This is a genomic window from Thermodesulfitimonas autotrophica, from assembly GCF_003815015.1.
Classification (GTDB): Bacteria; Bacillota; Desulfotomaculia; order Desulfotomaculales; family Ammonificaceae; genus Thermodesulfitimonas; species Thermodesulfitimonas autotrophica.
Window position 1 is genome coordinate 251263 of record NZ_RKRE01000001.1, and the last position, 23881, is coordinate 275143.

The window sequence follows — 23881 nt, forward strand, 5'->3', positions numbered from 1 at the left end:
AGGAAGGCCGGGAGTGCGAGCGGCACAGGATTAGCGCAGGCGCCGCTCGTGCCCGGTCTACCGGCAAATGTTTATGTTGAAGGAGGATTCGCACGTGCGGCGTTTGGAGCGCATCTACTGGGTTTCGCTTGGCAGCGGGCTGGCAGTGCTTTTTTTCATCCTTTTCCCTATCCTGCACACCTCCCTCTCTACCAGCCCGGCGCTTTTGGGGCGAACGCTCCGGGACCGGGAGGTCATCACCGCTATTTTTACAAGCTTTTTTACCGCTACGACGACCACTTTCATCGCTACGGTGTGGGGTGTGCCGTTCGGGTACTTCCTCGCGCGCCAGGAATTCCGCGGGAAACGGCTGGTGGAGGCGGCCGTCAACATCCCGGTGGTGATTCCGCACACGGTGGCGGGCATCGTCCTGCTGGCGGTGCTGAGCAAGAATTGCTGGCTCGGACGAATGTTTTCTGCCCTGGGGATCGAATTTGTGGGTACGTATGCCGGGATTATCATCGCGATGCTTTTCGTCAGTCTGCCGCTCTTAATCAACGCCGCGCGCGACGCCTTCCTTGCTGTCCCGCCGCGGTTAGAGAATGTGGCGCGCACTCTGGGGGCCACTCCCACGGCGGTTTTCTTTTCGGTTACCCTGCCGCTTGCCTGGCGCGGCATCCTGACCGGAATGATCCTCACCTGGGCCCGGGCGTTGAGCGAGTTTGGCGCGGTTATTATCCTGGCTTACCACCCGCTGGTTGCGCCTACCCTGATCTACGAGCGGTTGGAGTCTTTCGGGCTCACCTACGCGCAGCCGGTGGCGGTGGTGCTCATTCTACTTGCCTTATTGCTCTTTCTTCTCCTCCAGCTTGTAGCGGTGAAAGGGGAAGGGCATGCTAAAAGTTGAAAACCTTACAGTTAGGTGCGGTGCTTTCACCCTAAAAGAGATCACTTTTCAGGTGGCGCGCGGCGAATTCTTTGTGCTTCTCGGCCCTACCGGCGCAGGCAAAACGGTGCTGCTGGAAACTATTGCCGGCCTTCACTTCCCTACCCGGGGGCGTGTTTTTCTATCGGGCCGGGACGTCACCCTTTTGCCACCCGAACGCCGGGAAATCGCTATCGTTTACCAGGATTATGCTCTCTTTCCCCACCTCAAGGTCAGCGAAAATATTACCTATGCCCTGCGCTTTCGCCGTCAGTCTGAGCGGAAGGGCCAGGATTGGCGTGAGGTGGTCGATCTCTTAGGAATAGGCCACCTGTTGGCGCGTTACCCGGGTAGTCTCAGTGGCGGCGAGAAACAGCGCGTCGCGCTAGCTCGCGCCCTGGCGGCCCAGCCGCAAATGCTCCTTTTGGACGAACCGCTGAGTGCGCTTGACCCTGCTACCAGGAGAGAAACAGAGCGAGAGTTGAAAAAGCTTCACCTGGCCCTGGGGCTGACCACCGTGATGGTCACCCATAACTTCGAAGAGGTTTTTGCGCTGGCCGACCGGGTGGCGGTAATCCTTGACGGCGCTTTGGCCCAGGTGGGGACGCCCCAAGAGGTTTTCCGCAGCCCTAAATCCCGGGAGGTGGCGCGTTTTGTGGGAACCGAGAATTTCTATCAGCCTCCGGCATTCGCGCGACCTGACGGCTAAGGCCAGCTAAGACGCCCCCTCATTCCGGCTCTGCTGGCGTCCGAAGAAGGTCTTAAGGGCTTTATAGACGTCTCCCTTGTCCCGGAGCGTAACAGTAACGAAACGGGGATGGTTGATCGCGCGGTAAGCCGTTTTGAGCGTACTCGTGTAGTAGTAAGGGCCTTCGATCTCGCCGTAGCCTACCAAATTGGTAACCTTCAGCAACTCCTGTACCAGGCTGATGCAGAGGTCGTTATCAGTGTTAAGGTTATCACCATCCGAGAAATGGAAGGCGTAAACGTTATAATCATCGGGCGGGTAACGCTGGTTGATAATCTCGAGGGCCAACCGGTAGACCGAAGAGCAGCGCGTTCCCCCGCTCTCTCCTTTCTGAAAGAACTCTTCCTCTTTAACCTCGCGGGCTTCGGTATGGTGGGTAAGATATATTATTTCCACGTTCTGGTATTTCGTGCGTAAGAAACGGACCACCCAGAAAAAGAAACAACGGGCGATATACTTCTCAAAAGGACCCATCGAGCCTGAGGTATCCATCATGGCGATGACCACGGCGCCAGCTTCCGAAGAGATGCGCGGGTTCCAGGTGCGGTAACGGAGGTCTTCGGGCCGGATATCGTGGAAGCCCGGCCTGCCGTTAAGTGCGTTACGCTTCAGGACCGCGAGTAGAGTGCGCTTGCGGTCGATGTTAGTGGAGAGGCCTTTCTTACGGATATCGGAAAACTCGAGCGCGTCAACGGCCGCCTGCATTTTCCGGTCCGACTTCAGGTCTGGTAAGCAAAGTTCCTCGAAAAGGACGTTGGCGATTTCGTCGATGGTAACTTCCGCCTCGTAGTAATCGATGCCCGGCTCCTCGCCTGCCCCCTTACCCTGTCCCCGGGGTCGCCCGGTTATAATCAGGTCGCCTACCTGCGTCTTCCCATTCCCCTGCCCTACCCGCCGCATCTTGTTGTAGTTGAAGCGGAAGCGGTATTCCTCAAGCGAGCGGATGGGCACACGGACAATCCGCTGTCCGTTGCTCAGGATGATACTTTCCTCGGTCACTATTTCGGCAAGCCGCCGGCAGATGGCCTCCCGAACCTTTTCCTGGTGGCGCCGGGCGTCGATCTCTCCCTTCCGGTGGAGTGACCAATCCTCCCGGGTAATTGTAAAATCCATTCCCTCCCCTCCTCTATTCTTAGCGACTCAGGAGGCTGCCGACATAGCGCAGCAATTCGCTCGCGCAAACCGGGCAGTAACCGTACTCACGAATAAGCCTTTCGCTCACCACGCTTAATCGTTTAAGTTGCTCGGCGTCAGGTGTTTTTGTCGTAGTGGTGATTTTGATCACGTCCTTAAGGTCAGCGAAAAGCTTGCGTTCAATCGCCTCGCGCAGCCGCTCGTGCGCGGTATAGTCGAAGCGCCTACCTTTGCGGGCGTAACTCGATAGCCGGATGAGGATCTCCTCCCGGAAACTCTTTTTCGCCGTTTCGCTGACGCCGATCTGTTCTTCAATTGAGCGCATCAGCCGCTCGTCGGGTTCGAGTTCCTCGTCCGTAATAGGGTCACGTACTTTAGCCCCGCTGCAATAGGCTTCCACGTTGTCGAGGTAGTTATCGAAGAGGTTCCGGGCCGATTCCTCAAAGGAATAAACAAACGCCTTCTGGACCTCCCGCTTGGCGATCTCGTCGTACTCCCGCCGGGCGAGCGAAATAAAGTTTAACAGCCGCTCGCGTTCTTCAGGCGTGACCGAGGGGTGCTGGTCGAGGCCGTCCTTCAGGGCCCGGAGTACGTCAAGGGGCCCGATGCAGCGGGTTTCGCTGCGGATGAGGGCGGAGCAGAGCCGGTTAATCACGTAGCGCGGGTCCACCCCGCTCATCCCTTCGTCCGGGTGCTCGGCCATAAGCTCGGCTACGTCTGCCTGCTTGAAGCCTTCCAGGTCTTCACCGTCGTAAAGCTTTAGTTTTTTGACGATGTCTATCCCCTGCTTTTTTGATTCTTTCAGGCGTGAGAGGACAGAAAAAATGGCGGCTACGCGCAGGGCGTGCGGGGCGATGTGGATGTCTTTCAGATCGCTCTGTTTGATGAGCTTTTGGTAGATTTTGATTTCGTCCGAGACCCGCAGGTTGTAAGGGATTTTCATCACGATCATTCGCGATAGGAGCGCTTCGTTTTTCTTGTTACTGATAAAAGCTTTGTATTCCGCCTCGTTCGAATGGGCAATGATTAGCTCATCGGCGTAAATCAGGGCAAAGCGGCCAGCTTTGAAATTGCCTTCTTGAGAGAGAGAAAGGAGGTTCCAGAGGAAACGCTCGTCGCACTTGAGCATCTCCTGGAACTCCATGATCCCCCTGTTGGCAATGTTGAGTTCGCCGTCGAAACGGTAGGCGCGGGGGTCGGATTCGGAGCCGTATTCCGCGATGGTAGAAAAGTCGATGCTCCCGGTGAGTTCCGCGATATCCTGGGACTTCGGGTCGGAAGGAGTGAAGGTGCCGATGCCGATCCGCTTCTCCTCAGAAAAGAGGACCCGCTCCACCGGTACGTCTTCGATGCGCCCGCTGTACTCCGTTTCCACGCGCAGGCGGCAGACCGGGCAGAGCTCCCCTTCGATGTAGACGCCGTACTCCCGCTGAAACTCGCCCCGGAGTCCCCGGGGGATAAGGTGAAGCGGTTCCTCATGCATCGGGCAACCCTTGATGGCGTATACCGCCCCCGCATCAGTACGGGTGTACTGCTCCAGACCCCTTTTAAGGAGATTTACGAGGGTTGATTTTCCCCCGCTAACAGGCCCCATGAGCAGGAGGATACGCTTGCGGACGTCCAGCCGCCGCGCTGCCGGGTGAAAGTATTCCTCGACTAACTTCTCTAACGTCCGGTCGAGGCCGAAAAGCTCCCGGCTAAAGAATTTGTACCGCTTCTGCCCGTCAACCGCTTCTACCCCTGCAGCAACGATCATGTTGTAGATGCGGCTGTGCGCAAGCTGGCAGATCTGCGGGTTCTTGCGCACAAGCTCGATATAATCTTTAAAAGTACCCTCCCAGGCAAGCCGCCTCTCGGCATCCTGGTGTTCTTTAAGACGTTTGATGAACTCCACCTCCATCCCCCCAGTAAGCGGAAGCGCATTTCCCGGCGAAAAGGCCGCTATCACCCGCGGTCGGGTGCAAGTTGAGAAAGTGACAGGAAGATGTCCCAGGCAAAGGCCTTTTTCGCGGCAGTTATGTCCGGCTTTCCCTCCAGTGAAATATATGCCTCTGGAAGGACGAAAAGGACGGTTGACCCTTTTCGCTTCTACCGGCATAGGAGCGATAGGGTAAAAACACTCTCCCCGCTCCTGAATATCCTGGTTACAAAAGCACCAGGTAAGGGAGTCTACCGCTTTAGTGCCGCGCGAAGCATCAGGGCGCGCAGCATGCCGGAGCGAGAAAAGTGCTGGGGGCAAGCAGACTGTGCAGCTTCTTACCGGCCGGTGGCGGGAAAGGCTACAAAGATTTTGGCGGCGGGCTCAAAATCTTTTGGTTCGGCTTCTTCTACTTCCCTTTTTCCCGCTTTTCTGGTGGGGGCCGCTGACCCACCCCTACATCAACTACCGGGCGCTGAGACAAGCCGAACGCGAAGCGGCACTCGGGAATCCAGCCGTCAACCGGGAGCTTTTGGGCTACCTGCGACGCCACCGGGATGTCTTTATCTTCGCTGGTAACAGTGCGGACGCCATCGCCACCCTTCATATCTTGACGGGCAGCAGCGTCTACGACTATGCCCATAATTTTATCCCCGACAATGCGGCCGGTAACCCCATTTTCGGCTACGCGCTGGTTGAGGAGTGGCTGAAGGCGCAGCAGCGAGGAAAACACCTTTATCCGGACGAGGAACTGGCTGTAGCCTGCGGGTGGCTCGCCCACCAGCTTGCCGACTGGTACGCGCATTACGCCCCGGTGGACGTGCACGGCCAGCTTCTCCCTGATCCTTATACCCCGCCCGACGAAGAGTCTATTTTCCCGGGTTACGCTAACTCCCACCGGGTGCTCGGCGCGGATTTCCACCCCGAGATTCTGGCGCAATACCGGCTGGTAGACCATGCGCTTAGCGAATTTTTCCACGATCTGTTGTTTGCCTGCTACGGTGGCGACGGCCGGTTTGACAGCAGCAGGGTAGAGTTTTTCCGCAATTACCGGCGGCGGGCCCAGCTCTCTAACCTGCTCACAGTCACTTCAGAGCGGTTTCGGGGTGTAGCGGCACGCATTCTGCCCGAGGAGATAGAGTTGCTGCGGGAAAATCTCCGCATGACCATCGAGGGGCTCCGGCTCCTCGTTCACCTGGCCACTTTCCTCAACCCGGCGCTGCCCGAAGCTATCTACCGTGGCGTAAGCCCAACCGTTACTGGCGGGCCGGACTATATCGGGATGGCGGTCGAAGGAGTGGTGCGTGGTCTCTTCTGCAAGCGCTACGAGGAGATTGCCGGACTCGCGAAGCTACCACCTACCGCGCCATGGGAGGTCTATCCGTGGCCCGTGGTGGTCCGCGCTGTTACCAAGCCGGGTACCCTGCTTTACCGGATTGCCCACCGCCTCGGCAAGCTTTTGCCGGGTGAAGTGGCCCACATTTTCCAGAACCCCGAAGACTTCAGCTTCCGCTTTCTGAAACTTTTTGAGTTGCGGGGCCGGATGGCAGCCCAGCTCGCTGCCACCCTCGCCGCCGGAAAGCTGACAGCACTTACCAGAACGGAGGAAGAAAATGCCCTCTTGGCCTTTATCGTGGCGCTTTTAGTCACGCCCCACCCCGATCTTGCTACCGCGCGGGCTCATTTTCGCCGGTTGCTCCAGCCGGTAGTGCGGCTGGGTGGCGACCCGGCAACATCTGAGGCCGAAAGGCTGACGCTGATGCTCAACGCGGGCGAAATCGCCGTCCGAATCATCCCCGCGGTCGCGAGGAGCGACCCGGCAAGCCGTCAGGTAAAAGCGCTCGATCCTGCTACGCTGCGCTTTTACCTCGACGGCTACGACGTGCGCTCTGAGCCGGAGCTTTACGAGTTGCACCTTAAGCGGGTTGACGGCTATTGCTTGGAGGTGCAGCTGACACTGAAAAAAGGCCTGGCCGAAGGCTTCCACCGCCTGCTGGTGAAAATCGCAGACGCTTCTGGTATCGCGGCCCAGCCTTTGGAGCGGGACTTTTGGGTGGGCACTGCGGTGCAGATGCTGCGCGGTTCCCAGAATGCCTGGTGACGTTGCTTCTATCGGGTGAGGTTTCCGGAGAGTAGTGCGCGAAATTAGCCGGTGACCAAAGGGGCGGCGAAGAAAAGAAACTTAAGGTTCGGGAAGTGGCTCTGCCCGGTCCTTTCGTTCCAACTGCTTTTGTACCAGGTGCAGCAGGAGAGCCAAAAACAGTCCCGTTCCCATGGTTGATAAGAGCACGCGGGTGGTATTAAATTGTAGCCAAGCAAGCAGGTAGCCTGTAGAAAGAACAATGGAAAGAACCATGAGCGGAAAAGCTACTTTGAAGAAGCCGAGAAAACTAATAGGGAAGCCTCTTTTTTCCGCCATACCCACCACCACCACGTTGGCCGAGGCACCAACGATGGTGCCGTTACCCCCTAGGCAAGCTCCCAGGGATAGGGACCACCAGAGAAAGTTGAGGTTTTCTATGCCCCCCAGGCGCCCCATGTCCTGAATGAGGGGAATCATAGTTGCCACAAAGGGGATGTTGTCCACAAAAGCCGAGGCCAGGGCCGCAAGCCAGAGGATAAGCATCCCAGCAGGCAAGAGCTGGCCTCCTGTAATGTTTAAGGCATAGTGGGCAACGGCCTCGATTACACCTACTTCCTCTAATGCGCCTACCAGGGCAAAAAGGCCAATGAAGAAGAAAATCACCGGCCATTCCACAGCGTGGAAGGCACGCTCCGGTTCAAAGCGGGTAACCAGGAGCAGCAGGGTTGCTCCGCCAAGAGCTACTACAGAACTCTCCAAGTGTACATACTGGTGCAGGGCAAAGCCGGTAATGGTTAATCCTAAAACCCAGAGGCACGGTTTTAATAAAGCGGCATCCTTAATCTCATCCCACTCATTGAGTTCCATAATGCTTTTTTGTCGCTCAGGTTGCGTAACAAGATCCCGGCGGTAAATCAGGCGCAAAATAAAGATGGTTAAAACATAAATCACAACTACCACCGGTGTAAGGTTAATCACGAAGTCCATAAATCCCAGTCCAACGGCGCTGCCAATCATAATATTGGGGGGATCGCCAATCAGTGTGGCCGTGCCCCCGATATTGGAGGCAAAAATTTCGGCAATTAAGAAAGGTAAGGGGCTTACGCCCAACTTACGGGCGATGGCGAAAGTGACGGGCACGACAAGCAATACGGTGGTCACGTTATCCAATAGAGCGGAAAGAACGGCAGTGACCAGGAAAAGAGAGGATAAAATGCGCAGTGGTTCGCCCCGCGCCATTTTAGCTGCCTTAATGGCCAGGTATTTAAAAACTCCCGTCTCCCGCGTGATACCCACAACGATCATCATTCCCGTTAAAAGACCGATGGTGTTCCAATCTATATAGCGGACGGCCAATTCTGGAGTGATGATGCCGGTCAGCATGACCACGACCGCGCCCAAAAGCGCAGCAACGGTGCGGTGAATTTTTTCGGAAATGATCAGGGCGTAAGTAAGCAAAAAAATGCCGGTGGCTAAAAAGACGTGGGTTTGGCTAAACAAATCTCTTCCACTCCTTTTACTGCAAAATTAAAAGGGGTAGTCCAATGACTACCCCCCCCAGTAGTCGAAAACCGTTCAGCCTGGCGATCATAGCCTGCTTGCGCAGACCTTAGACCCATGGCTTTAGCGCCCCAGGCTTTCGCCTGGTTTACCCAACCCGAAAAGCAGTCTGTATTTAAGTTTCTATGTGCACCATTTCGGCAAACTTACGGCAACCTGGCTTATCAAAGCGTAATATACTAAACATGAATGTACTAGCGTACCTGAGTCTGCGTCAAGAATTAGTAGGCGGAACGACTGCGTCAAGATTTAGTAGGCAAGTCAGCCTAAGAAAGCCGCTTCCAGCACCTTTTTGGGTTGGTGCCGGTTCACCTCGCTGAAAACGAATTCCAAGGCGAAGACGAGTCCCTGCTGCTTCCCGGTGCCGCCGCAGCCGGAAAGGAAGCAGACCAGAAGCGGGAAAATTAGCGCAAGCAGGAGCCGCTTCGGATGCATCGAAAAGCGACGTCCTTTCGCGGTGTTCGGAAAGATTTTCGACGCGGGGAGGGATTTTCCTGCAGAGAGAAAAGCGCACACGCGCGCACTCTCGCCCGGCACCAGAGGTTTGGAGCCAGCGTAGCCACCACGAAAACGAAAGACCGGAGCCCTAAGCTTGGGGCCCCGGTCGACTCTTCAATAAGTGAACGCCTACTGCCTGCCCTGCGGATGGTAGGTTTTCGCTCCGCGACCAACTTTCGCGCGTTTGGCTTTCTTTTCTGCGCCTTTCTTCCCCGGTGCCTTACCCTTTGTCAGCGCCTCGGCCTTCTTTGCCGGGATCAGCCGGACCAGCAGCGCCTTCCCATCGGCCGCAGCCGTCACCCTGACCATCAGGCCGGGTTTGATCTCAGTAGTTCCCTTTAGATTGCCTTCGCCCACGATGCGGGTCTCGGTCGTAAGGGTGAAGGTCTTTTCCACCTGGTAGCCCTTGCCGCCGCGAACCACCGTGAAGGTATCACCGTAGACCTTCGTTACCACGCCCGCGAACTCCACCGGGGCCAGCTCCTTGAGCCGCTCGTGAATCAGCTTCGCCAGCGCCCGAAGCTGCTCCGGGTTCAAGGCATTGACCGCCGCCACCAGGTCGGCAGGAAGATCCACGCCGTACACTTGGCTGTATACCTGGGCTTGGACCTGGGTTTGGACCTGGTTCTGCTCCTGTATCTGAACCTGCGTTTGGACTGGCGGCAGGGTCTCCGCTGCGGCGGGGAAAACGAAGGCAAGAAGGAAGCATAGTGCCAGCAGCACGGCAATCATTCTGCTAGGCTTTCTCATCCCGGTTCACCCCCTTTCCGCGCTTCCCGTTATACCTCTACGCGTTACATCTTCTTTTTCCGGGGGTGAAAGGCGTTCAAATTCACGGGGATACATTCCGAACCCCGCCCGGCTTCCTAAAAGTCACATATCTGAACTGTAAGCCTGCGGCGTGGTTACTTCCGCGCCGGATGAAGGAGCCTCGATGGATAATAGTCGCCATGGCCGGGTACCACGATCATCCCCCGCTTTTTGGCCGCCAGCTTTTCATCGAGAGCAAGGACGAGGTCTTTCAGCTCCTCCATCTCCTGGCGAAAAAGAGAGCTTACGGCGTTGGTGCTCGTCATCATAAACCGAGGCAAGTTAAGGAATTCCTTTTCTTCCAGCCGGAGGCTGTCTACCCACAGGAGGTAGTCAGCGGTAAAGATTATCCCTGCTTCTGGACTTGCAAAAAAGACTTGATCGCGCACGTGTCCCCCTTTGCTTTCTAATACCAGGAAGGTAAGGTCGCCGACGGTGAAGTCGTCGATAACGAGAAAACCGCCCAGCTCCCCCCGCCGCGCGGCTCTGAGAGGCTCCCAGTTTTGAGGGACCGCAAAGCCCGTGAAACTGTTAACCAGTACCGTGTAGTAGTGGTTAAGTTCGAGTAGAGGGGAATTAGTACCCCACGCCCGGTTTTCGTGCTCCAAAACTCCGCGCGCTTCTGGGTGAAGGTAGACCCGGGTGCTGAACTCCCGGGCGAAGTAGCCACTTAGGCCGGCGTGGTCGGCATCGGCGTGGGAAAGGTAAATCCTGGTTATCCGTTCCGGCTCGAGGTCGTTTTCCCGCAGCATCCTTTTAACGTCTTCGTAGTAAATTCCGTAGCTACCATCGATCATGACTATCTCCTCCGGCGCCTCCAATAAACAGATATTTCCGCCGACCGGTAGCCGGAAGAGGTGAAAAAGCACCCGCCCCAGAGGTAAGGGAGGGAGACGCCGGTAGCTGAACCTGTCGCCTGTGTAGGCTCGTGCCGAGGCGGCAAAGGCCAGGATATTGGTAAAGACCTGGCCTGCAGCGAGGTTCCTTCCCGCCTGCTGGCTGAAGCGAGTAAGGGAGGTGCAAAGTCGCTGGGAAGAAAGCACTACCTTGCGAAGCTGCTCCAGGTCTTCCGTGCCCAAAAGCTTTTTTAAACGAAGGAAAAAGCGTTCCGCAAGGTTTAGGCCTATAATCTCGTCAACTTCACTTTGGCTGGCACCCTCGTAAACACAGCTGTAACAATAACCAACGCGGTTTAAAGCCTTTAAAAGATCGTCCACTTCCTGGGGAGCAGATGTTGCTAAAGCCACAGTTACGGTAGTGGGCGAGAGATTTTCGTCGTAGGTCATGTAAATCACATTGGCCCGGTAATCGCGGCAAAGCCCCGCCAGACGGGCCAGTTCCCCGGGACGGTGAGGGAGATGCGCCTGTATCTTTAAGACATTCTCAGGACTGAGAACACTAAGTTCCAGTGCAGATTCGGAAGAAGGAGGGTCCAGCAAACCCTCTTTTTCTAATACCTGACAGATTTCTTTAAACCCTTCTTTATCAGGTCCCGTGGCCTCCAATAGAACCCGGTTAGGGTTTTCGGAACGGTTATAATAAAAATAGGTTATGTTAGCCCCTTTTTCGGCCAGCAAAGAGGCGAAGGCGTGAAGCTGGCCCGGTTTATCCTCCAGGTAGACCACGGTTTTGAGTAAAAGCTCCTGAGCCTCTTCTGCGCGGTACAGGCGACAGTTTTTCACGCGGGAAAACCTCCAAAACCTTGGAAAGCCTTCATTAGGCAATAATACGACTTTAGTGATAGTGGGTTTTACTTATCCCAGTAGTACCTCCAGCACCGGAATCCCCGGGTTCTCCTCCCTGATCCGGGCCACGGTGATTTCAGGATGAGGATGAAGCCTCTCCACGCCCACGTAACCCTCCCAGAAACGGAAGAGGGCCTCCCGGTCCTTTCCGACCACCACCTCGTCCCAGAGCTTTCCGAAGATCTTCGCGAAGGCGGCCTTGATTTCTTCTATCTGCACATCCTCCGGCACCTTCGTCCAGAGCCCGGCTACCCAACCCGCGGCGACCGCCACGTGCGGCAGCGCTCAGGTAGGTGCACAGAAGTAGAAGCGCGCCTCCCCGCCCCCGGAAAGAACCTTCGCCAGTTCCTGCAGGGGCTTGGCCGTGGCCGTCCCGAAGACGGCTAGGCCGTGGGCGCGCACTGCTGCATAGGCTGCAGATAGGTTCTCACAGGTCACGGTCCCGATGAGAACAGCCTTCAAATTGCGCTCGCCCAAGGTTGACCACTACCCTTTTCTGGAACCTCGTTCTATCATTCCACAGGCAAGGAGAAAATCCTGCCGCGGTGCCGCAATCAGAAGCCATACCATCCCGTGGAGAGGTTCCGGAGTAGGGGTTCCCTGGCGGGCTTCTATCTTCACTTACACGGTTTTTAGCCGACTTATTTCAGCTTCGCCGGTAGAGAGTTTTAGCCTTTAATTACAGTCACGGGACAAGTGGCAAAATACAAGACCTTCTGGGTCACACTGCCCGAAGCCAAACCACTCAAAGCACCCATACCCCGTGAACCGATCACAATGTGGTCGTAACCACCTTCTTTGGCAAAATCAGCGATTTTCCTCCCCGGTTCGCCCTCTACGGAAACCGCATTCACCTTCAAGCCCGCCTGCTCGAATATCGCTACGGTTTTCTCGAGGACCCGCTGCGACATCTGCTTCACCGTTTCTATAGTTCCCGGATCCAACAGGCTATCGTAGGTCTCGAACCCCGAGTCGTAGATCCCGAACTCCGGCACCACCTGATAGACGTTTATCACGGTTACTTCGGTACCGGGCAACAACTTCATCAAACCCACCGTAAACTCCGCCGCTTTCAGGGCGTTAACGGAGCCATCCGTAGGAAGAAGTACTTTTTTCAGCATCGCTTCTCTCCTCCTAAAAGTTTTTTGTTTTCCCGTCACCTTTCCTGCCATACCTGTTCCCCCTTGCCTCTTCAGACCACCTCCTCCGAAAATGACCAATTATTGCCAACACCGGCGGCTGTCTCGGCCTGTTTCGCTCCCGCTCACACGTTCACCGCGCGGACCAAACTTTACCTTCCTCCCCCTACACGCATTTTCGTTCCCGGTGGCAACTTAGTCGTGAACGACTCCTTCGAAAACCTTCTTCTCTCATATTAATCGTTCCCAAGAGGGCTAAACTGAGCAGGGATATTGTGAAATATATCACCTTTATTTAGCCCAAAAAGCTTTCCTGACGCCGCATAAAAACTGACCTCTAAACAACTCTTACGAAATTCAGTCTGATATGCGTTATAAGAATGCGTTCATCGCAAGCCTCTTTAAAACCATAGCAAGCCGCCATATTTTATGAATTCATCGCACCTGGAAAACGCTTACTCCTTCAAGGCAGTTTGCGAATGCTATCACGTTCACCTTTTATAATACCAAACACATCCTGTCGCTGTAAAGAGGCCGCGATTACCCACCCAAACCTTACCTCATTTTATCTTACTTTTTGAGCAACCCGGCTGCGCGGAGCTTTTCGGCTACGGTGGGATAAAGTGAGATGTCGGTATGAGGAAAAAATTGGCTCCCTGCAAAGCGGGCCATAAAGTCGGCGTTGGCGTTGAGCTCGATGTAAGTAATTTGCGCGATGATCGTCCGCAGTTCTTCCCTAACCTCTTCCGAGAGGAGCGCAAGCCTGGCCGCTTCGAGCGCAGAGTTGCCCAAGCTTACGATCCGGTCGCGCGGCAGGTCGGGATAAAGGCCGAGGGTGACGGCAGCTTCAACATCGAGGTGCGTGCCAAAGGCGCCAGCAGCGTAAAAGCGAGCTATCTCGCGGGGGTTCAGGCCCACAGCCGCCAGGAGTGTCTCCACAGCGGCGTTCACCGCTCCTTTTGTCCTCAAAAAGTTCTTGATGTCCTGCTGGGTGATGACGATATCCTGTCCGGTCGCGGTTTCGCTACCCGGAGCCACCAGGAAAGCGTTCCGGCCGTCCCGGAAATGCCCGGCCCGGTCGATGATGCCGGAGAGAAGCATGCCGGCCAGCGCGTCGACAACGCCTGAGCCGCATATCCCCCGCGGTTTCCCGCCCCCGATGACTTCGTAGGTCACCCGCTGGGTATCCGGGTCGATATGGACCCGCTTGATGGCGCCAGGCAGTGCCCGCATCCCCTGCGCTACAACGCCCCCTTCGAGTGCGGGGCCTGCCGCTCCGGCCGCGGCAACGAGCCATTCCCGGTTGCCGAGAATTATTTCCACGTTAGTGCCAATATCTACAAAGAGGGTTATCTCTTCCTGCCGGTGCAGCCCGCTTACCAACACGCCGCCGATGGCGTCGCCGCCGACGTAGCTACCAACACCCGGCAGGAAATAGACGACAGCCTCCGGATGGACGGCCAGGCCGATGTCTTGAGCCCGCAGAAGGTCGGGAGCAGTGACCACCGGGATGTAAGGCTCACAGTAGATCCGGGAGGGGTCAAGCCCGAGGAGGAGATGAACCATACCGGTGTTGGCGCTCACGGCAACCGCGGTGATCTCCTGGGGATGGATGCCTGCTTCTGCTGCCGCCGCTGCTGTGGCCTCGTTGATGGTTTCGGCAATAAGGCTCTGGAGCATCGCCCGCCCGTCCGGTTCCGCCGCCGTCCACAGGCGGGTCAAGATGTCTTGTGCCACTGAAACTTGCCGGTTTTCTTCCGTTGCCACCGCAACCTTTCTCTTGGCGCTTAGATCCACTATGGCGACCGCTACAGTTGTAGTTCCGACGTCCACGGCAAGACCGAAATGGCGAGCAGTGGTATCTCCCGGCTCCACATCCTGGAGCCGCCACCCGCACTTGGTTCGGCAGAGAGCCGCTGTAACCTGCCAGCCGCCGGTCCGCAGCGGCTCTGAAATCCGGCGCAGCACCGCTAGCGGAATCGCAACACTCCCATCCACCGGTAGCGCGGCGAGAAGCCGGGGCGCGTCGGCCCGGTTGTCACCGAGGTGCGGCGGGCTTAAAGTAACACAAAATTTCTTGCTTAACACGAAACCCTTACCTCCGGAAAAGATAACCTGGAGTCATTTTACCGCTTTAGTTAGTCTTCGGTCACGCGTAGAAAAAAAGACGGGTGGTTCCCGCCTTAAGTCAACTGAGAGTAGGTTTTAATGAAGGTAACGGGCAAGATAGTTTAACGCGAAGTAGGCTGCAAGCAAGGCGCCTGCCAGCCAGACCAGCCTCATATCGTCCTTGAGCTGGTGCTTCATTCCCTTGGCCATCGTAAACCGCCTCCTCTTCCGAGATTTCCAGAAGTATCGTGTGGCGCTTCCGGAGACCGGCCCAAAAAGGCTCCTATTCAACAAACTAATTATACGCTTGTACCTCGAAAAAATGCAAGATATCTCCCTCAAATTCTTTTTTTCACTATTAAACACTGGACACGCATAATTAGGGGGACAGCCTTTAATAGTCAAGCTACGGCATTTAGAGAATCGAATTTAACAAAACTGTAACCTTTTCTTCAAAGTTCGGCCACAGTTTCTCCTTAAACTAAAAGTGGAAGGCGAAAAATTGACCGGAAGGGAGGTGAAGCTGTGATGCTACGGCAAAAAAGGTTCCTGGTCGCGCTGGCACTGGTGCTGGCTCTGGCAGTTGCGGTTCCAGTCTTTGCCCAAGCGGCCACAAGCAACAACGGGCCGCAGGCTACCACTACGGGCGGGCCAAACCCGGTGCAGGAACTAGGCTTGACTTCCGAACAGGCAGCACAGATCCGGGATATCCAGCAGCAGATGTACAATAAGACCCGGGACCTGCGCATCAAGCTGATGGACGCCACGTTTGCGTTGCGGCAGCTGCGCTGGCAGGAAAACCCGGACCAGGCAGCTATTGACGCCAAGATCAAGGAGATCAATAATCTGCGCGACCAGCTCCGCGAGACCGCTCAGGAATGCCGCCAGAAGATGGATTCTGTCCTAACGCCAGAGCAGAAGGAGAAGCTCCAGTCCCTGCGCGGTTGCGGCGGGCGGCACGGGCGCGGCGGTATGAAGGGCTTTGGCGGCCTTGGCCCCGGCATGGGAGGCTGCGGCGGCCCGTGTTTTGGTGGTGACTTCGGACCGCGCGGCAGCTGGTAATCAGCCGGTAGTAGCGCCACAACCGGGGGAGCAAAAACTCCCCCGGTTTGTTTTTTCTTCCGGGATCATCGGCCACAATTTTTAGTAAGCATCGCCCGGGGCTACCGGAAGCACTACTCTAAAAGTACTTCCTGCGCCGGGCTGGCTCTCGACCGCAACCCGGCCGCCGTGCAGCTCGACGATCTGTTTCACTATCGCCAGGCCAAGGCCGCTGCCGCCCGTAGTGCGGACGCGGGCTTTATCGCCCCGGTAAAATTTCTCCCAGATGTAGGGGAGTTCCTCCGGTGCAATGCCGGGGCCGGTATCCTGTACGGTGAGAGCGACTCCTTCCGGCGCAGGTTCCACGCGGAGGATAACGCTACCACCCGCGGGCGTAAACCGGAAGGCATTATCGAGCAGGTTGACGACGACCTGCGCTAACCGGTCGGGGTCACCGGCAACAGGGGGTACGGGAGATACCTCAACGTGGAAGTGGAGCCCGGCGGTAGCCGCCTGGGTCTTGAAGCGAGCCGCGGCCCGCTCGGCAACCTCTCCGAGATTCACTTCTTCGCGCCGTACTTTAAGCGCTCCTGTTTCGAGGCGCCGCAAATCGAGCAGTTCGTTGGTCAAGCGCCGGAGCCGCTCCGCCTCCTCCCGGATCGCGGTGAGGTACTGGTGTCGTTCCTCAGGTGTCACCATTCCGTCAAGGATCGCTTCCGTGTAGCCTTGAATGATGCTGAGCGGCGTCCGCAGTTCGTGGGAAACGGCGGCCACAAAGTCCCGCCGTGCGGTGTCCATGCGCTGAAGCTCTTCAAGCCGCTTTTGTAGTTCCGCGGCTAACTTATTGAGCGATGCGCCAAGGCGGGCCACCTCGTCCTCTCCGGCGACCGCGACCCGGGCCGCGTAGTCGCCAGCAGCCATTGCCTCGGCCACTTTCTCCATCGCCACCAGGCGCCGGCTGAAATGGCGGGCGACGAAGAAGCTCAAGACGCCGGCGAGCGCCACCCCGCCCAGAAGGGCCACGACTAATGTTACCTCAAGGCCTCTCACCCTAGCTTCCAAAGGGGCGACGGGCGCGTAAACGAAAACGCCACCGGTGACTGCACCCCCAGAACGAATGGGGACCCCGACCCACAGGAGGCGCACCCCTTCAAAGAGCGGGTGCGCGCCCTCACGGTGCACCGTTTTACCGGCCAGCACCGCCGCCACGTCCTCCCCGCCGAGCACCATTCCCGCGTAGAAGCGCCGCCACGGCCCCATCCCCCGCCATTGCTGCACCCGGCCGGTAGCGTCAACAACCAAGACGGTAGCGTGGAAGACCTGGCTCAAGAAGGCGACCCGCTCACCTACCGCTTCCGGCGCCGCCCCCGAGGATAGGAGCCCTGCGAGCTCTTCCGCTTCGGCCACCATCCGGCGGGCCTCAAACCGGTAGTAGCTCCACTCTATCGCTCTCGTCTGCGTCAGCCCTAAGATACCCAGCACCATGGTGACCAGGAGGACCATGGTGAGGTAAAGCTTAGCCGCTATGCTCCGCATCCCGCACCTCTAATTTGTAACCCACGCCCCAGACAGTGGTAATAAGCGGCGGCGCCCCCGCCTGGTTCAGTTTTTCGCGGAGGCGGGTGATGTGGGTATCCACCGTCCGCGAATCTCCGTAAAAATCGTAGCCCCAGACTAACCTTAAAAGCTCCTCGCGCCGGAAGACCCGGCCGGGGGCCTGGGCGAGCGCCAGCAAGAGGTCGAACTCTTTCGGGGTTAGAGCCAGCAATGTTCCGTTCACCGTGACTGTCCGCGCCTCTGGTTCAATCACCACACCGGCGAAGGAAAACAGTTTCCCGGGCGCGGCACCTTTTTTCACCCGCCGCAGCACCGCCTTCACCCGCGCCACAACTTCCCGCGGGCTGAAGGGTTTGACAATATAATCGTCAGCGCCGAGCTCTAAACCCAGCACCCGGTCAATCTCATCGCCCCGGGCCGTAAGCATCAGCACCGGCACCTCCGAAGTTTTCCGGATTTCCCGGCAAACCTCCCAGCCGTCTTTTTTAGGAAGCATTATGTCTAGGATAACGAGGTCCCACTGGCCTGAACAGACTTCCGTTACCGCCGCTTCACCGTCCGCGACTTCGCCGACCACGAATCCTTCCGCCGCGAGATATTTCCGGAGCAAATCCCTAATCCGGGGCTCGTCATCGATGATCAGTATCCGCACCGGCTCGGTTTTGGGCTGCACGTTCGAAGGACCTCCCCGAAGGTCTGCCTTTCCGGATAAGACTACTACCAATATCGTAACACAAGCCGATACCGGAAGGTAGATTCTCCGGGGACGGGGGAGCTCAAGTTGGGCCTTTCGAAAAGCCCAAAAGAGCGAGTCCTCAGGGCAGCCGGTTGTCGCCCCTCATTTTAGTGGCCAAATTACTCAGCCCTATGAACGTTGCTTGCGGCTAAATAGCGGCTTGCGCGCTGCGGCGGGCCGGGGCTCGTTTGTCGGCTGCCGGTCCGGATCAATAGGCTTTAAGACCGAAGGGCGGCTGCGTTGCACAGCCACCGGTGGGCGGACAATTACGCTGCCCCAAGCCTTGAGGTTGAAGGGAATAAGCGGCCAGAAATAAGGCACGCCTAACGTGTCCTTGTCGCTACTCTATCCAGATTTCCGGCATTTTGGTTTATAAAGCAGCTTGCACCTTGAAGCGGATGGGCTTTTCTTCTGTTCTGGCAATAAACTCGCGGAGGTCGATGCAGTAGTGAATTTCTATCCGGTCCCGGTAGACCACGACCTTCTCGATGATCTGCGAGAGCATCCGCTTCTTGACTTCGACGGGCGCCTCAAGAAACACGTCCCACCATTCCGCGGCCCGCCTGGCGAAAGCGGCAAGGTCGGTCCGCCTCCGCGCGTGCGCCGCAACCTGCTGGTTCAAGCTGAGGAGTTCCGCCTCCAGGCGGTTCAGTTTGTCCCTGGCTTCCTTAACCCTGGCGGCCAGGTAATCTTCCGAATAGAGGCTGTTTTCGGGGGCGGCAAAGTAGTCCTCAAGACGTTTCGTCCAGGCGTCGAGTACCTTCCGGGTTTTTCTCGCCTCGGCCTCCAGCGTTTTCCGGAGCATTGAGGCCTCGACCGCCGCGCGGGACTCTTTTATCTCGACGTACCGCAGGAGGTCTTCCGGATCGACCCGCTTTAAGAACGTCTCCAGCTCTTTAAGGAAGACGTTGTCTATTTTGTGCTGAACGTAGCTCCCCTGGCCGGAACAGATCTTGTTGCCGCCGCCGATCTGGTCGTGGGTAACGCACTTGTAAACCCGCCGCCTCTTCCGAACCCCGTTCCGGTCGGGACGGCAGAGCCCGGAGCTCGACTTGAAAGTCCTGCCGCAGTGCCCGCAGACGAGGAACCCGGTAAGCAAGGCAGTTGAAGGCGCAGCGCCTGCGCGGACGGCGGCGCCGCCGGAGTTCATCTGCTTCATCTTCTCGACAAGCCGCAGCCAGGTCTCAAGTGGAATTATCTGATATTCCGGGACCGGCCTCGGGTTGCCGTTTTCATCGCGCGGGATTGTATAACTCGAAAGGTCGGTCCAGCACCCTTTGGCTTTCCGGACCCTGCTTTTGGGCGTATTCCCGGGGCGCGTCCGCCCGTAGGCGGGCAGACCGGCGATTATCGGATTCTGCAGTATCTGCCGCACGCGCGTATCCGTCCACAGACGCCCCTCCCGGGTGCGGACGCCCTTCTCGTTCAAAACCGCAGCTATCCGTTTGCTCCCAAAACCTTCTTCCAGATACAGCCGGACCATTTCTTTGATTACGGCAGCTTCCGGTTCGTGTATCTCCAGCGCAGGCCCTGTTCTTCTTTCAGAAAGCCTGAAACCGTAAGGAGGCCTCCCGCCGGACCACACTCCCTTTTCGGCAAGCTTCTGCATGGCCTCTTTGACCCGGATGCTGGTGTTGATGCTCTCCGTCTCGCTCTGCCAGCCTTCCACGAAGCGCATCAGTTTTTCGGGCTGGTCTTTCATGTTTAAAACCTTGCCGCCGTCGGCGACGGAAATGACCGTCACTCCGGACTGCTGGAGCGTCCACAGGATCATCGGATACTCGAAAGCTCTGCGGGAAAGCCGGTCCGACTTAAACACGAGAAGTATATCGAAGACGCCGTTCATGGCGTCCCGGATGACCTGCTGGATGATGTCCCGGTCGTCCTTCGAGAACTTGAAAGCTGAAATCTCTTCGACGTATTCCTTGACGACCGTCCAGTCGGGATGCCGGGCAACGAATTCTTTGATAACCGCCGCCTGGACGGGAAGAGACTCGTCGTTTTCCAGCAGCCGTCTTTGCTTTCTGGCCTGCTTCTTGGTAGAGACCCGGTAAAGGACCGCAACGGACGGCATCTACGTTCTTTCTCCTTTAGCAGCATCAACGGCCTGCAGGACGAGCGCCGCGGCCTGCTTCTTGAACTCCTCCAGCCGTTCTCTGGAGTCGGGACGGCTCTTGAAAACGTTGACCACCGTAAAGCCCGCAGGGTCTTTTCTCTCCAGCCGGACGTCTCCTTCTTCTTCCGTTACTTTGTATTCGATGCCGTTAAGTGAAATCCTTTTAGGTTTCTGTTTCGCCATCCTGCTACGAACCTCCTCTGGCGATAGGTTGCGCGCTGCAGCGCGGATTAACTCCTAAAAAAAGAAAAGCGCGGATCATCCGCGCCCGATTGTCAAGTCAGAGCAGGCTTGCCAGCGCCGTGTACCGCTGCACGGGCCTGTTGTTTCTGATCGCCATCGCGAGGGCTTTCTTCGTGCCCACCAGGATCAGCTTCTCCCTGGCCCGCGTGACCGCAGTGTAGAGAAGGCTCCGGTAGAGCATGACGTAGTGGGAAGTGTGGACGGGGACGATCACGCACCGGAACTCGGATCCCTGGCAATTGTGCGAAATTATACCGTTGGATATGTAACAGTGGGGTCCGGGGACGGTCAGGTCGTAAAGCTCGGCCTCGCCGGGCTCAATGGCTACTACTTCGTCGTAGAACCAGCGTTTCTCGGCCCACCGCATCAGCTGGGCTGCCGGTTGCCCCAGAGAACGCAAGTCAAACACTTCTTTGAGGAGCAGGTCAACGTGATGGTACGTGAGACGAGCTTTGCCCGCGCACACCTGGAACAGTAGTTTCTTAACTCGGCGCGTTGCGCGATAGTTTTTCCCGTCTCTCCGGCGCAGGGCTTCCCGCAACCCCAGGGCAACGGAGCGGCCTCCGGGAATCGTGTCCCAGTTCGTTTTCGGAAGGCTTTTCCCCGCCGTCTTCCTCGCCCGGCTTCGGAGCAGGGCTTCCATCTTGGGTTTGTTGCTGAAGCCTATTACTTCGGCAAACCGGTCTGCGTCCCAGCCCGAGATCTCAAGTCTCCAGGCTTGACTCCACCGGTCATTGCTCTCCCTAAGGAGGTAGCGCTTTGACACAATTCCCAGGTTCAACAAGAGTAGTTGGACCTGCTCCGCGAGCACCGCTGAGGATGTCGAAAGAACTACGACTGAGGTGAATGCTCCGTCTCCCGAAAAAAGGCCCCGCAGGAAAGCGGCCTGGACCGAGGGCGGGCTTGACAGAATAACTCGGGGAACCGTCTTTTGAGAAGCTGTAACGTAATCTAAGCCGCACCATTGAAGAAATTCTCGCACGGTCTTGCTATGGAAGTAAAACCGGGCAGCCTTGCCGGGCGTTTTTCTCTCCGTACAGCGGACGTTGAAGAGTTTTTCGATCTTTTGCCGGATGTAAGTTCGCCAGGGACCGTTCTTGCACAATTCAACGCGACCGTCCTCCCGGTCTGTGTAGTTCGCATCGGCCACAAGAGCTCCCAACACTTCGGCCAAGTTCTCGTCAACTTTGTCCGGCCAACGAACCCCCTTGTTTCGGTGACCTTTGGGATGGTGGCCGGGATGGAAAGGTGCCGTGGATAACTCTTGCTGTGGCCCCAGTTCCATGCCGCGGGGAACCGGCAGCCGCATGCCCTTTTGCAGGTCGCAAGCACGAACCCACCTTTCCTCACCGGTCAGGTCGTCGGCTACCAGCACCCTGTGGTCGAGGCTCATCTCCAGCACCAGGCCCGTTCTTGTGGTTATCTTTACGGTTGGACGCCGGCCTATGCATATCACCCGGCTGGCCGGAACCAGCCCTTCAGGCGTCCCGACTTCCTGAGTGAACGGGGCAACCTCCCCGGGCTCAAGGCCGGGCTCGATGTCTCCGATCCGGCGCATGCCTTCCGAAGTCCAGATCCATGTGTCTTTCGCGACGCATTTGTGTATCGTAATAACCCAGGCCGGTTCCAGTTCGTCCAGGTCGTCCCTGGTGTACTCCACCACGTCGCCGTTGTAGCGGACATACAAAACGGGTGCGCCGTCCACCTCTCTAATCTCTTCGACCACCCCAATCTCGCCGTTCATCACGCCCTTGAGGTAGTTGTTCTTCGTGTGGATCACCTTGTCGCCCACCTGGTAGGCGAACTGCCCGTGCGCGACTCTGGGGCCGGGGCGGTTTCTCTGGAGGAGCTTGTTCAGCTCTATGGTGCCCAATGGCCCCTTCCGCATGGGGGAGAGCACCTGGAGGTCCATCGGCCCGTAAGGCAGCCTCTCGACGAAGGTCTTTACGCAGCTCTTGACGTCCTCCGGGTCCTCTCTCTCCAGGAGCACGAAGTCGTCCCGGTAGCGATCAATTAAGACCATCTCTCCCCTGTTAATCCGGTGCGCGTTTAAAATTATCCGGCTCTCCGCGGCCTGGCGGAAGACCTTCGTGAGGCGCACGGTCGGAACTTTATCCAGGAGGTCCCGCAGGACGTTTCCGGGCTCGACCGAGGGGAGTTGGTTGACGTCGCCCACGAGGAGCACCCGGCAGCCGTCCGGGACGGCTTCCAGGAGGCGCTTCGCCATTATGATCCCTGCCATGCTGGCCTCGTCCACCACCAGCAGGTCGCAGTCCAGGGGGCTGTTTTTGTTGCGGGCCGCCCCGTCCTCACGCATCCCGATGAGTTTGTGTATCGTGTGCGCCGGGTGACCGGTGAGTTCGGCTAATCTCCTGGCGGCCCTCCCCGTGGGGGCGCACAGGACCACGCTCCCGAACGGGTTCTCGCGCCTGAAGGCCTCGATCACGGCCCTCACGGTCTGGGTTTTGCCCACGCCGGGGCCCCCGGTGAGGATGGAAATCCCGCCGGAGAGGGCCACCCTGACCGCGTGTACCTGGTCGGGGGTGAGGGTTACGCCGGGGATGAGGTTTTCGAGGTTTTCTTTTTCCGGGACCGGGTATCTCCGCTCCAAAGCCTCCGGCTTCGGATGCTTCGCCGCGGCCAGCCTCTTCACGTCCCGGGCTATCTCCTCCTCGAAGCGGCGCGCCCAGGAGAAGGCCACCTTCCCGTTTCGGGCTATCCCCTCCATCCTGGAGAGGACGGCCGCGGCCTGCTCCGGAGACACGTAGTCTCCCTCCTTGTTCAGGAGTTCGAGCGCCCTGGAGATCAGCTCGCCCTCGGGGAGGCAGGTGTGGCCCTCCGTCCACAGGGCTTCGTTCAGGGTATGGCGCAGGGCGGCCTCCGTCCTGAAGGGTGAAGAGGGCGCGATCCCCAGGTTCCGCGCTATCGCGTCCGCCCGGTGGAAGCCGATCAAATCAAGTTTCGTCAGGCAGTAAGGGTTCTGCCTGACGAACTCGGCGGCCCGGCGCCCGAACTCCTTGTAAGCCTTCAGGGCCACCCTGCAGGAGAGACCCATCCCGACGAGCTCCGACACCGCGAGAGACACCTGGTAGGTCTCCCTCACCTGGCGGGCGATCTCCGGGGCCTTCTTCTCCCCTATCCCTTTGACGGTCTTTAAAAGCCCGGGGCCCCCGTCGAGGATCTTCTTCACGGCGTCGGGTCCCAGGGTGTCCACGATGGTCTGTGCCGTGGCCGGCCCCACCCCTTTGATCAAACCGGAGGAGAGGAACTCGACCGCCGCCTCTTTCGTCGAGGGGACGGGCTTCTCCCAGGACTTCACCCTGAACTGCCTCCCGAACTTCGGGTGGGTTTCCCACTTCCCCCTGACGGTAAGCTTGTCTCCCTCGCTCACGCCGGGGACCTCGCCTAAAGCAATGGTGTCGTCCAGCTTGAAGATACCGAAGTCGCCCGAGCGGTAGATAAAGCGCCTGACGATCCCGGTGAGGGTCGCTTCGGCCTGCGCGGCCCGGGACAAGATGATCACCTCCCTGAAAAATTTTT

Annotated in this window: 20 protein-coding genes and 1 riboswitch; of the genes, 4 read left to right on the forward strand and 16 right to left on the reverse strand. The window is 57.7% G+C overall.

Annotated elements, in window-relative coordinates; all coding sequences use genetic code 11:
• Nucleotides 1-94 precede the first annotated feature (94 nt).
• The gene (locus tag EDD75_RS01190) at nucleotides 95-886 is read left to right on the forward strand and encodes an ABC transporter permease (protein ID WP_123926854.1); all 792 of its coding nucleotides are present in this window, start codon (nucleotides 95-97) and stop codon (nucleotides 884-886) included.
• Nucleotides 873-1613 (forward strand): ATP-binding cassette domain-containing protein, encoded by a 741-nt coding sequence (locus EDD75_RS01195; protein ID WP_123926856.1) that lies wholly within the window; start codon nucleotides 873-875, stop codon nucleotides 1611-1613. The genes EDD75_RS01190 and EDD75_RS01195 overlap by 14 nt, the downstream gene beginning before the upstream one ends.
• 6 nt (nucleotides 1614-1619) lie before the next feature.
• On the opposite strand, the gene yhbH is transcribed toward EDD75_RS01195, so the two are convergent.
• Together yhbH and EDD75_RS01205 are read right to left on the reverse strand one after the other, a co-directional pair.
• The gene (gene yhbH, locus EDD75_RS01200) at nucleotides 1620-2765 is read right to left on the reverse strand and encodes a sporulation protein YhbH (protein ID WP_123926859.1); all 1146 of its coding nucleotides are present in this window, start codon (nucleotides 2763-2765) and stop codon (nucleotides 1620-1622) included.
• Between the two features lie 19 nt (nucleotides 2766-2784).
• A complete protein-coding gene (locus EDD75_RS01205) occupies nucleotides 2785-4680 on the reverse strand; it encodes a PrkA family serine protein kinase (RefSeq protein ID WP_123926862.1) in 1896 nt (631 codons plus the stop codon).
• A gap of 418 nt (nucleotides 4681-5098) precedes the next feature.
• On the opposite strand from EDD75_RS01205, the gene EDD75_RS01210 reads away from it, so the two are divergent.
• Nucleotides 5099-6805: a hypothetical protein gene (locus EDD75_RS01210; RefSeq protein ID WP_123926865.1), complete on the forward strand. Its 1707-nt coding sequence runs from the start codon at nucleotides 5099-5101 to the stop codon at nucleotides 6803-6805.
• A gap of 81 nt (nucleotides 6806-6886) precedes the next feature.
• On the opposite strand, the gene EDD75_RS01215 is transcribed toward EDD75_RS01210, so the two are convergent.
• From EDD75_RS01215 to EDD75_RS01240, 8 genes are all read right to left on the reverse strand, one after another.
• On the reverse strand, nucleotides 6887-8287 hold the full coding sequence (locus EDD75_RS01215; protein WP_123926868.1) for an ArsB/NhaD family transporter: 1401 nt from the start codon (nucleotides 8285-8287) through the stop codon (nucleotides 6887-6889).
• 71 nt (nucleotides 8288-8358) lie between these two features.
• Nucleotides 8359-8450: riboswitch (cyclic di-GMP riboswitch) on the reverse strand.
• Between the two features lie 158 nt (nucleotides 8451-8608).
• A complete protein-coding gene (locus EDD75_RS11080) occupies nucleotides 8609-8782 on the reverse strand; it encodes a hypothetical protein (protein ID WP_170157648.1) in 174 nt (57 codons plus the stop codon).
• A gap of 192 nt (nucleotides 8783-8974) precedes the next feature.
• Nucleotides 8975-9595: a hypothetical protein gene (locus EDD75_RS01220; protein ID WP_123926871.1), complete on the reverse strand. Its 621-nt coding sequence runs from the start codon at nucleotides 9593-9595 to the stop codon at nucleotides 8975-8977.
• A 155-nt stretch (nucleotides 9596-9750) separates the two neighbouring features.
• Nucleotides 9751-11337, reverse strand: a complete 1587-nt coding sequence (locus tag EDD75_RS01225; protein ID WP_123926874.1) for an MBL fold metallo-hydrolase — start codon at nucleotides 11335-11337, stop codon at nucleotides 9751-9753.
• Between the two features lie 72 nt (nucleotides 11338-11409).
• Nucleotides 11410-11673: a hypothetical protein gene (locus EDD75_RS01230; protein WP_123926877.1), complete on the reverse strand. Its 264-nt coding sequence runs from the start codon at nucleotides 11671-11673 to the stop codon at nucleotides 11410-11412.
• Nucleotides 11674-11685: 12 nt separating this feature from the next.
• Nucleotides 11686-11862: a hypothetical protein gene (locus EDD75_RS11085; protein ID WP_170157649.1), complete on the reverse strand. Its 177-nt coding sequence runs from the start codon at nucleotides 11860-11862 to the stop codon at nucleotides 11686-11688.
• 206 nt (nucleotides 11863-12068) lie between these two features.
• Nucleotides 12069-12521 carry a universal stress protein gene (locus EDD75_RS01235; protein ID WP_170157650.1) on the reverse strand — a complete coding sequence of 151 codons (453 nt, stop codon included), beginning with the start codon at nucleotides 12519-12521 and terminating at the stop codon, nucleotides 12069-12071.
• A 588-nt stretch (nucleotides 12522-13109) separates the two neighbouring features.
• Nucleotides 13110-14627: an ASKHA domain-containing protein gene (locus EDD75_RS01240; protein WP_123926883.1), complete on the reverse strand. Its 1518-nt coding sequence runs from the start codon at nucleotides 14625-14627 to the stop codon at nucleotides 13110-13112.
• A 549-nt stretch (nucleotides 14628-15176) separates the two neighbouring features.
• Between EDD75_RS01240 and EDD75_RS01245 the strand changes: the two genes are divergently transcribed.
• Entirely contained in the window at nucleotides 15177-15710 is a 534-nt protein-coding gene (locus EDD75_RS01245; protein ID WP_245963046.1) for a Spy/CpxP family protein refolding chaperone, read from the forward strand.
• An 81-nt stretch (nucleotides 15711-15791) separates the two neighbouring features.
• Here EDD75_RS01245 and EDD75_RS01250 read toward each other — a convergent pair whose 3' ends face one another.
• The 6 genes from EDD75_RS01250 to recD2 form a co-directional block, all read right to left on the reverse strand.
• Nucleotides 15792-17225: a sensor histidine kinase gene (locus tag EDD75_RS01250; protein ID WP_123926890.1), complete on the reverse strand. Its 1434-nt coding sequence runs from the start codon at nucleotides 17223-17225 to the stop codon at nucleotides 15792-15794.
• Nucleotides 17206-17919 (reverse strand): response regulator transcription factor, encoded by a 714-nt coding sequence (locus EDD75_RS01255; protein WP_123926892.1) that lies wholly within the window; start codon nucleotides 17917-17919, stop codon nucleotides 17206-17208. The genes EDD75_RS01250 and EDD75_RS01255 overlap by 20 nt, the downstream gene beginning before the upstream one ends.
• 192 nt (nucleotides 17920-18111) lie before the next feature.
• Nucleotides 18112-18303 carry a hypothetical protein gene (locus EDD75_RS11600; RefSeq protein WP_123926895.1) on the reverse strand — a complete coding sequence of 64 codons (192 nt, stop codon included), beginning with the start codon at nucleotides 18301-18303 and terminating at the stop codon, nucleotides 18112-18114.
• Between the two features lie 49 nt (nucleotides 18304-18352).
• Nucleotides 18353-20056 carry a recombinase family protein gene (locus tag EDD75_RS01265; protein ID WP_123926897.1) on the reverse strand — a complete coding sequence of 568 codons (1704 nt, stop codon included), beginning with the start codon at nucleotides 20054-20056 and terminating at the stop codon, nucleotides 18353-18355.
• Nucleotides 20057-20281 (reverse strand): hypothetical protein, encoded by a 225-nt coding sequence (locus EDD75_RS01270; protein ID WP_123926899.1) that lies wholly within the window; start codon nucleotides 20279-20281, stop codon nucleotides 20057-20059.
• Between the two features lie 97 nt (nucleotides 20282-20378).
• On the reverse strand, nucleotides 20379-23855 hold the full coding sequence (gene recD2 / locus EDD75_RS11255) for an SF1B family DNA helicase RecD2 (protein WP_123926901.1): 3477 nt from the start codon (nucleotides 23853-23855) through the stop codon (nucleotides 20379-20381).
• Nucleotides 23856-23881 lie beyond the last annotated feature (26 nt).

Bases quoted from the DNA above. Each gene is read 5' to 3' on its own strand.
- EDD75_RS01270 (WP_123926899.1), bottom strand. From the start codon at position 20,281: ATGGCGAAACAGAAACCTAAAAGGATTTCACTTAACGGCATCGAATAC.
- EDD75_RS01245 (WP_245963046.1), top strand. From the start codon at position 15,177: ATGCTACGGCAAAAAAGGTTCCTGGTCGCGCTGGCACTGGTGCTGGCT.
- EDD75_RS01265 (WP_123926897.1), bottom strand. From the start codon at position 20,056: ATGCCGTCCGTTGCGGTCCTTTACCGGGTCTCTACCAAGAAGCAGGCC.
- EDD75_RS01220 (WP_123926871.1), bottom strand. From the start codon at position 9,595: ATGAGAAAGCCTAGCAGAATGATTGCCGTGCTGCTGGCACTATGCTTC.
- yhbH (WP_123926859.1), bottom strand. From the start codon at position 2,765: ATGGATTTTACAATTACCCGGGAGGATTGGTCACTCCACCGGAAGGGA.
- EDD75_RS01235 (WP_170157650.1), bottom strand. From the start codon at position 12,521: ATGCTGAAAAAAGTACTTCTTCCTACGGATGGCTCCGTTAACGCCCTG.
- EDD75_RS01195 (WP_123926856.1), top strand. From the start codon at position 873: ATGCTAAAAGTTGAAAACCTTACAGTTAGGTGCGGTGCTTTCACCCTA.
- EDD75_RS01250 (WP_123926890.1), bottom strand. From the start codon at position 17,225: ATGCGGAGCATAGCGGCTAAGCTTTACCTCACCATGGTCCTCCTGGTC.
- EDD75_RS11080 (WP_170157648.1), bottom strand. From the start codon at position 8,782: ATGCATCCGAAGCGGCTCCTGCTTGCGCTAATTTTCCCGCTTCTGGTC.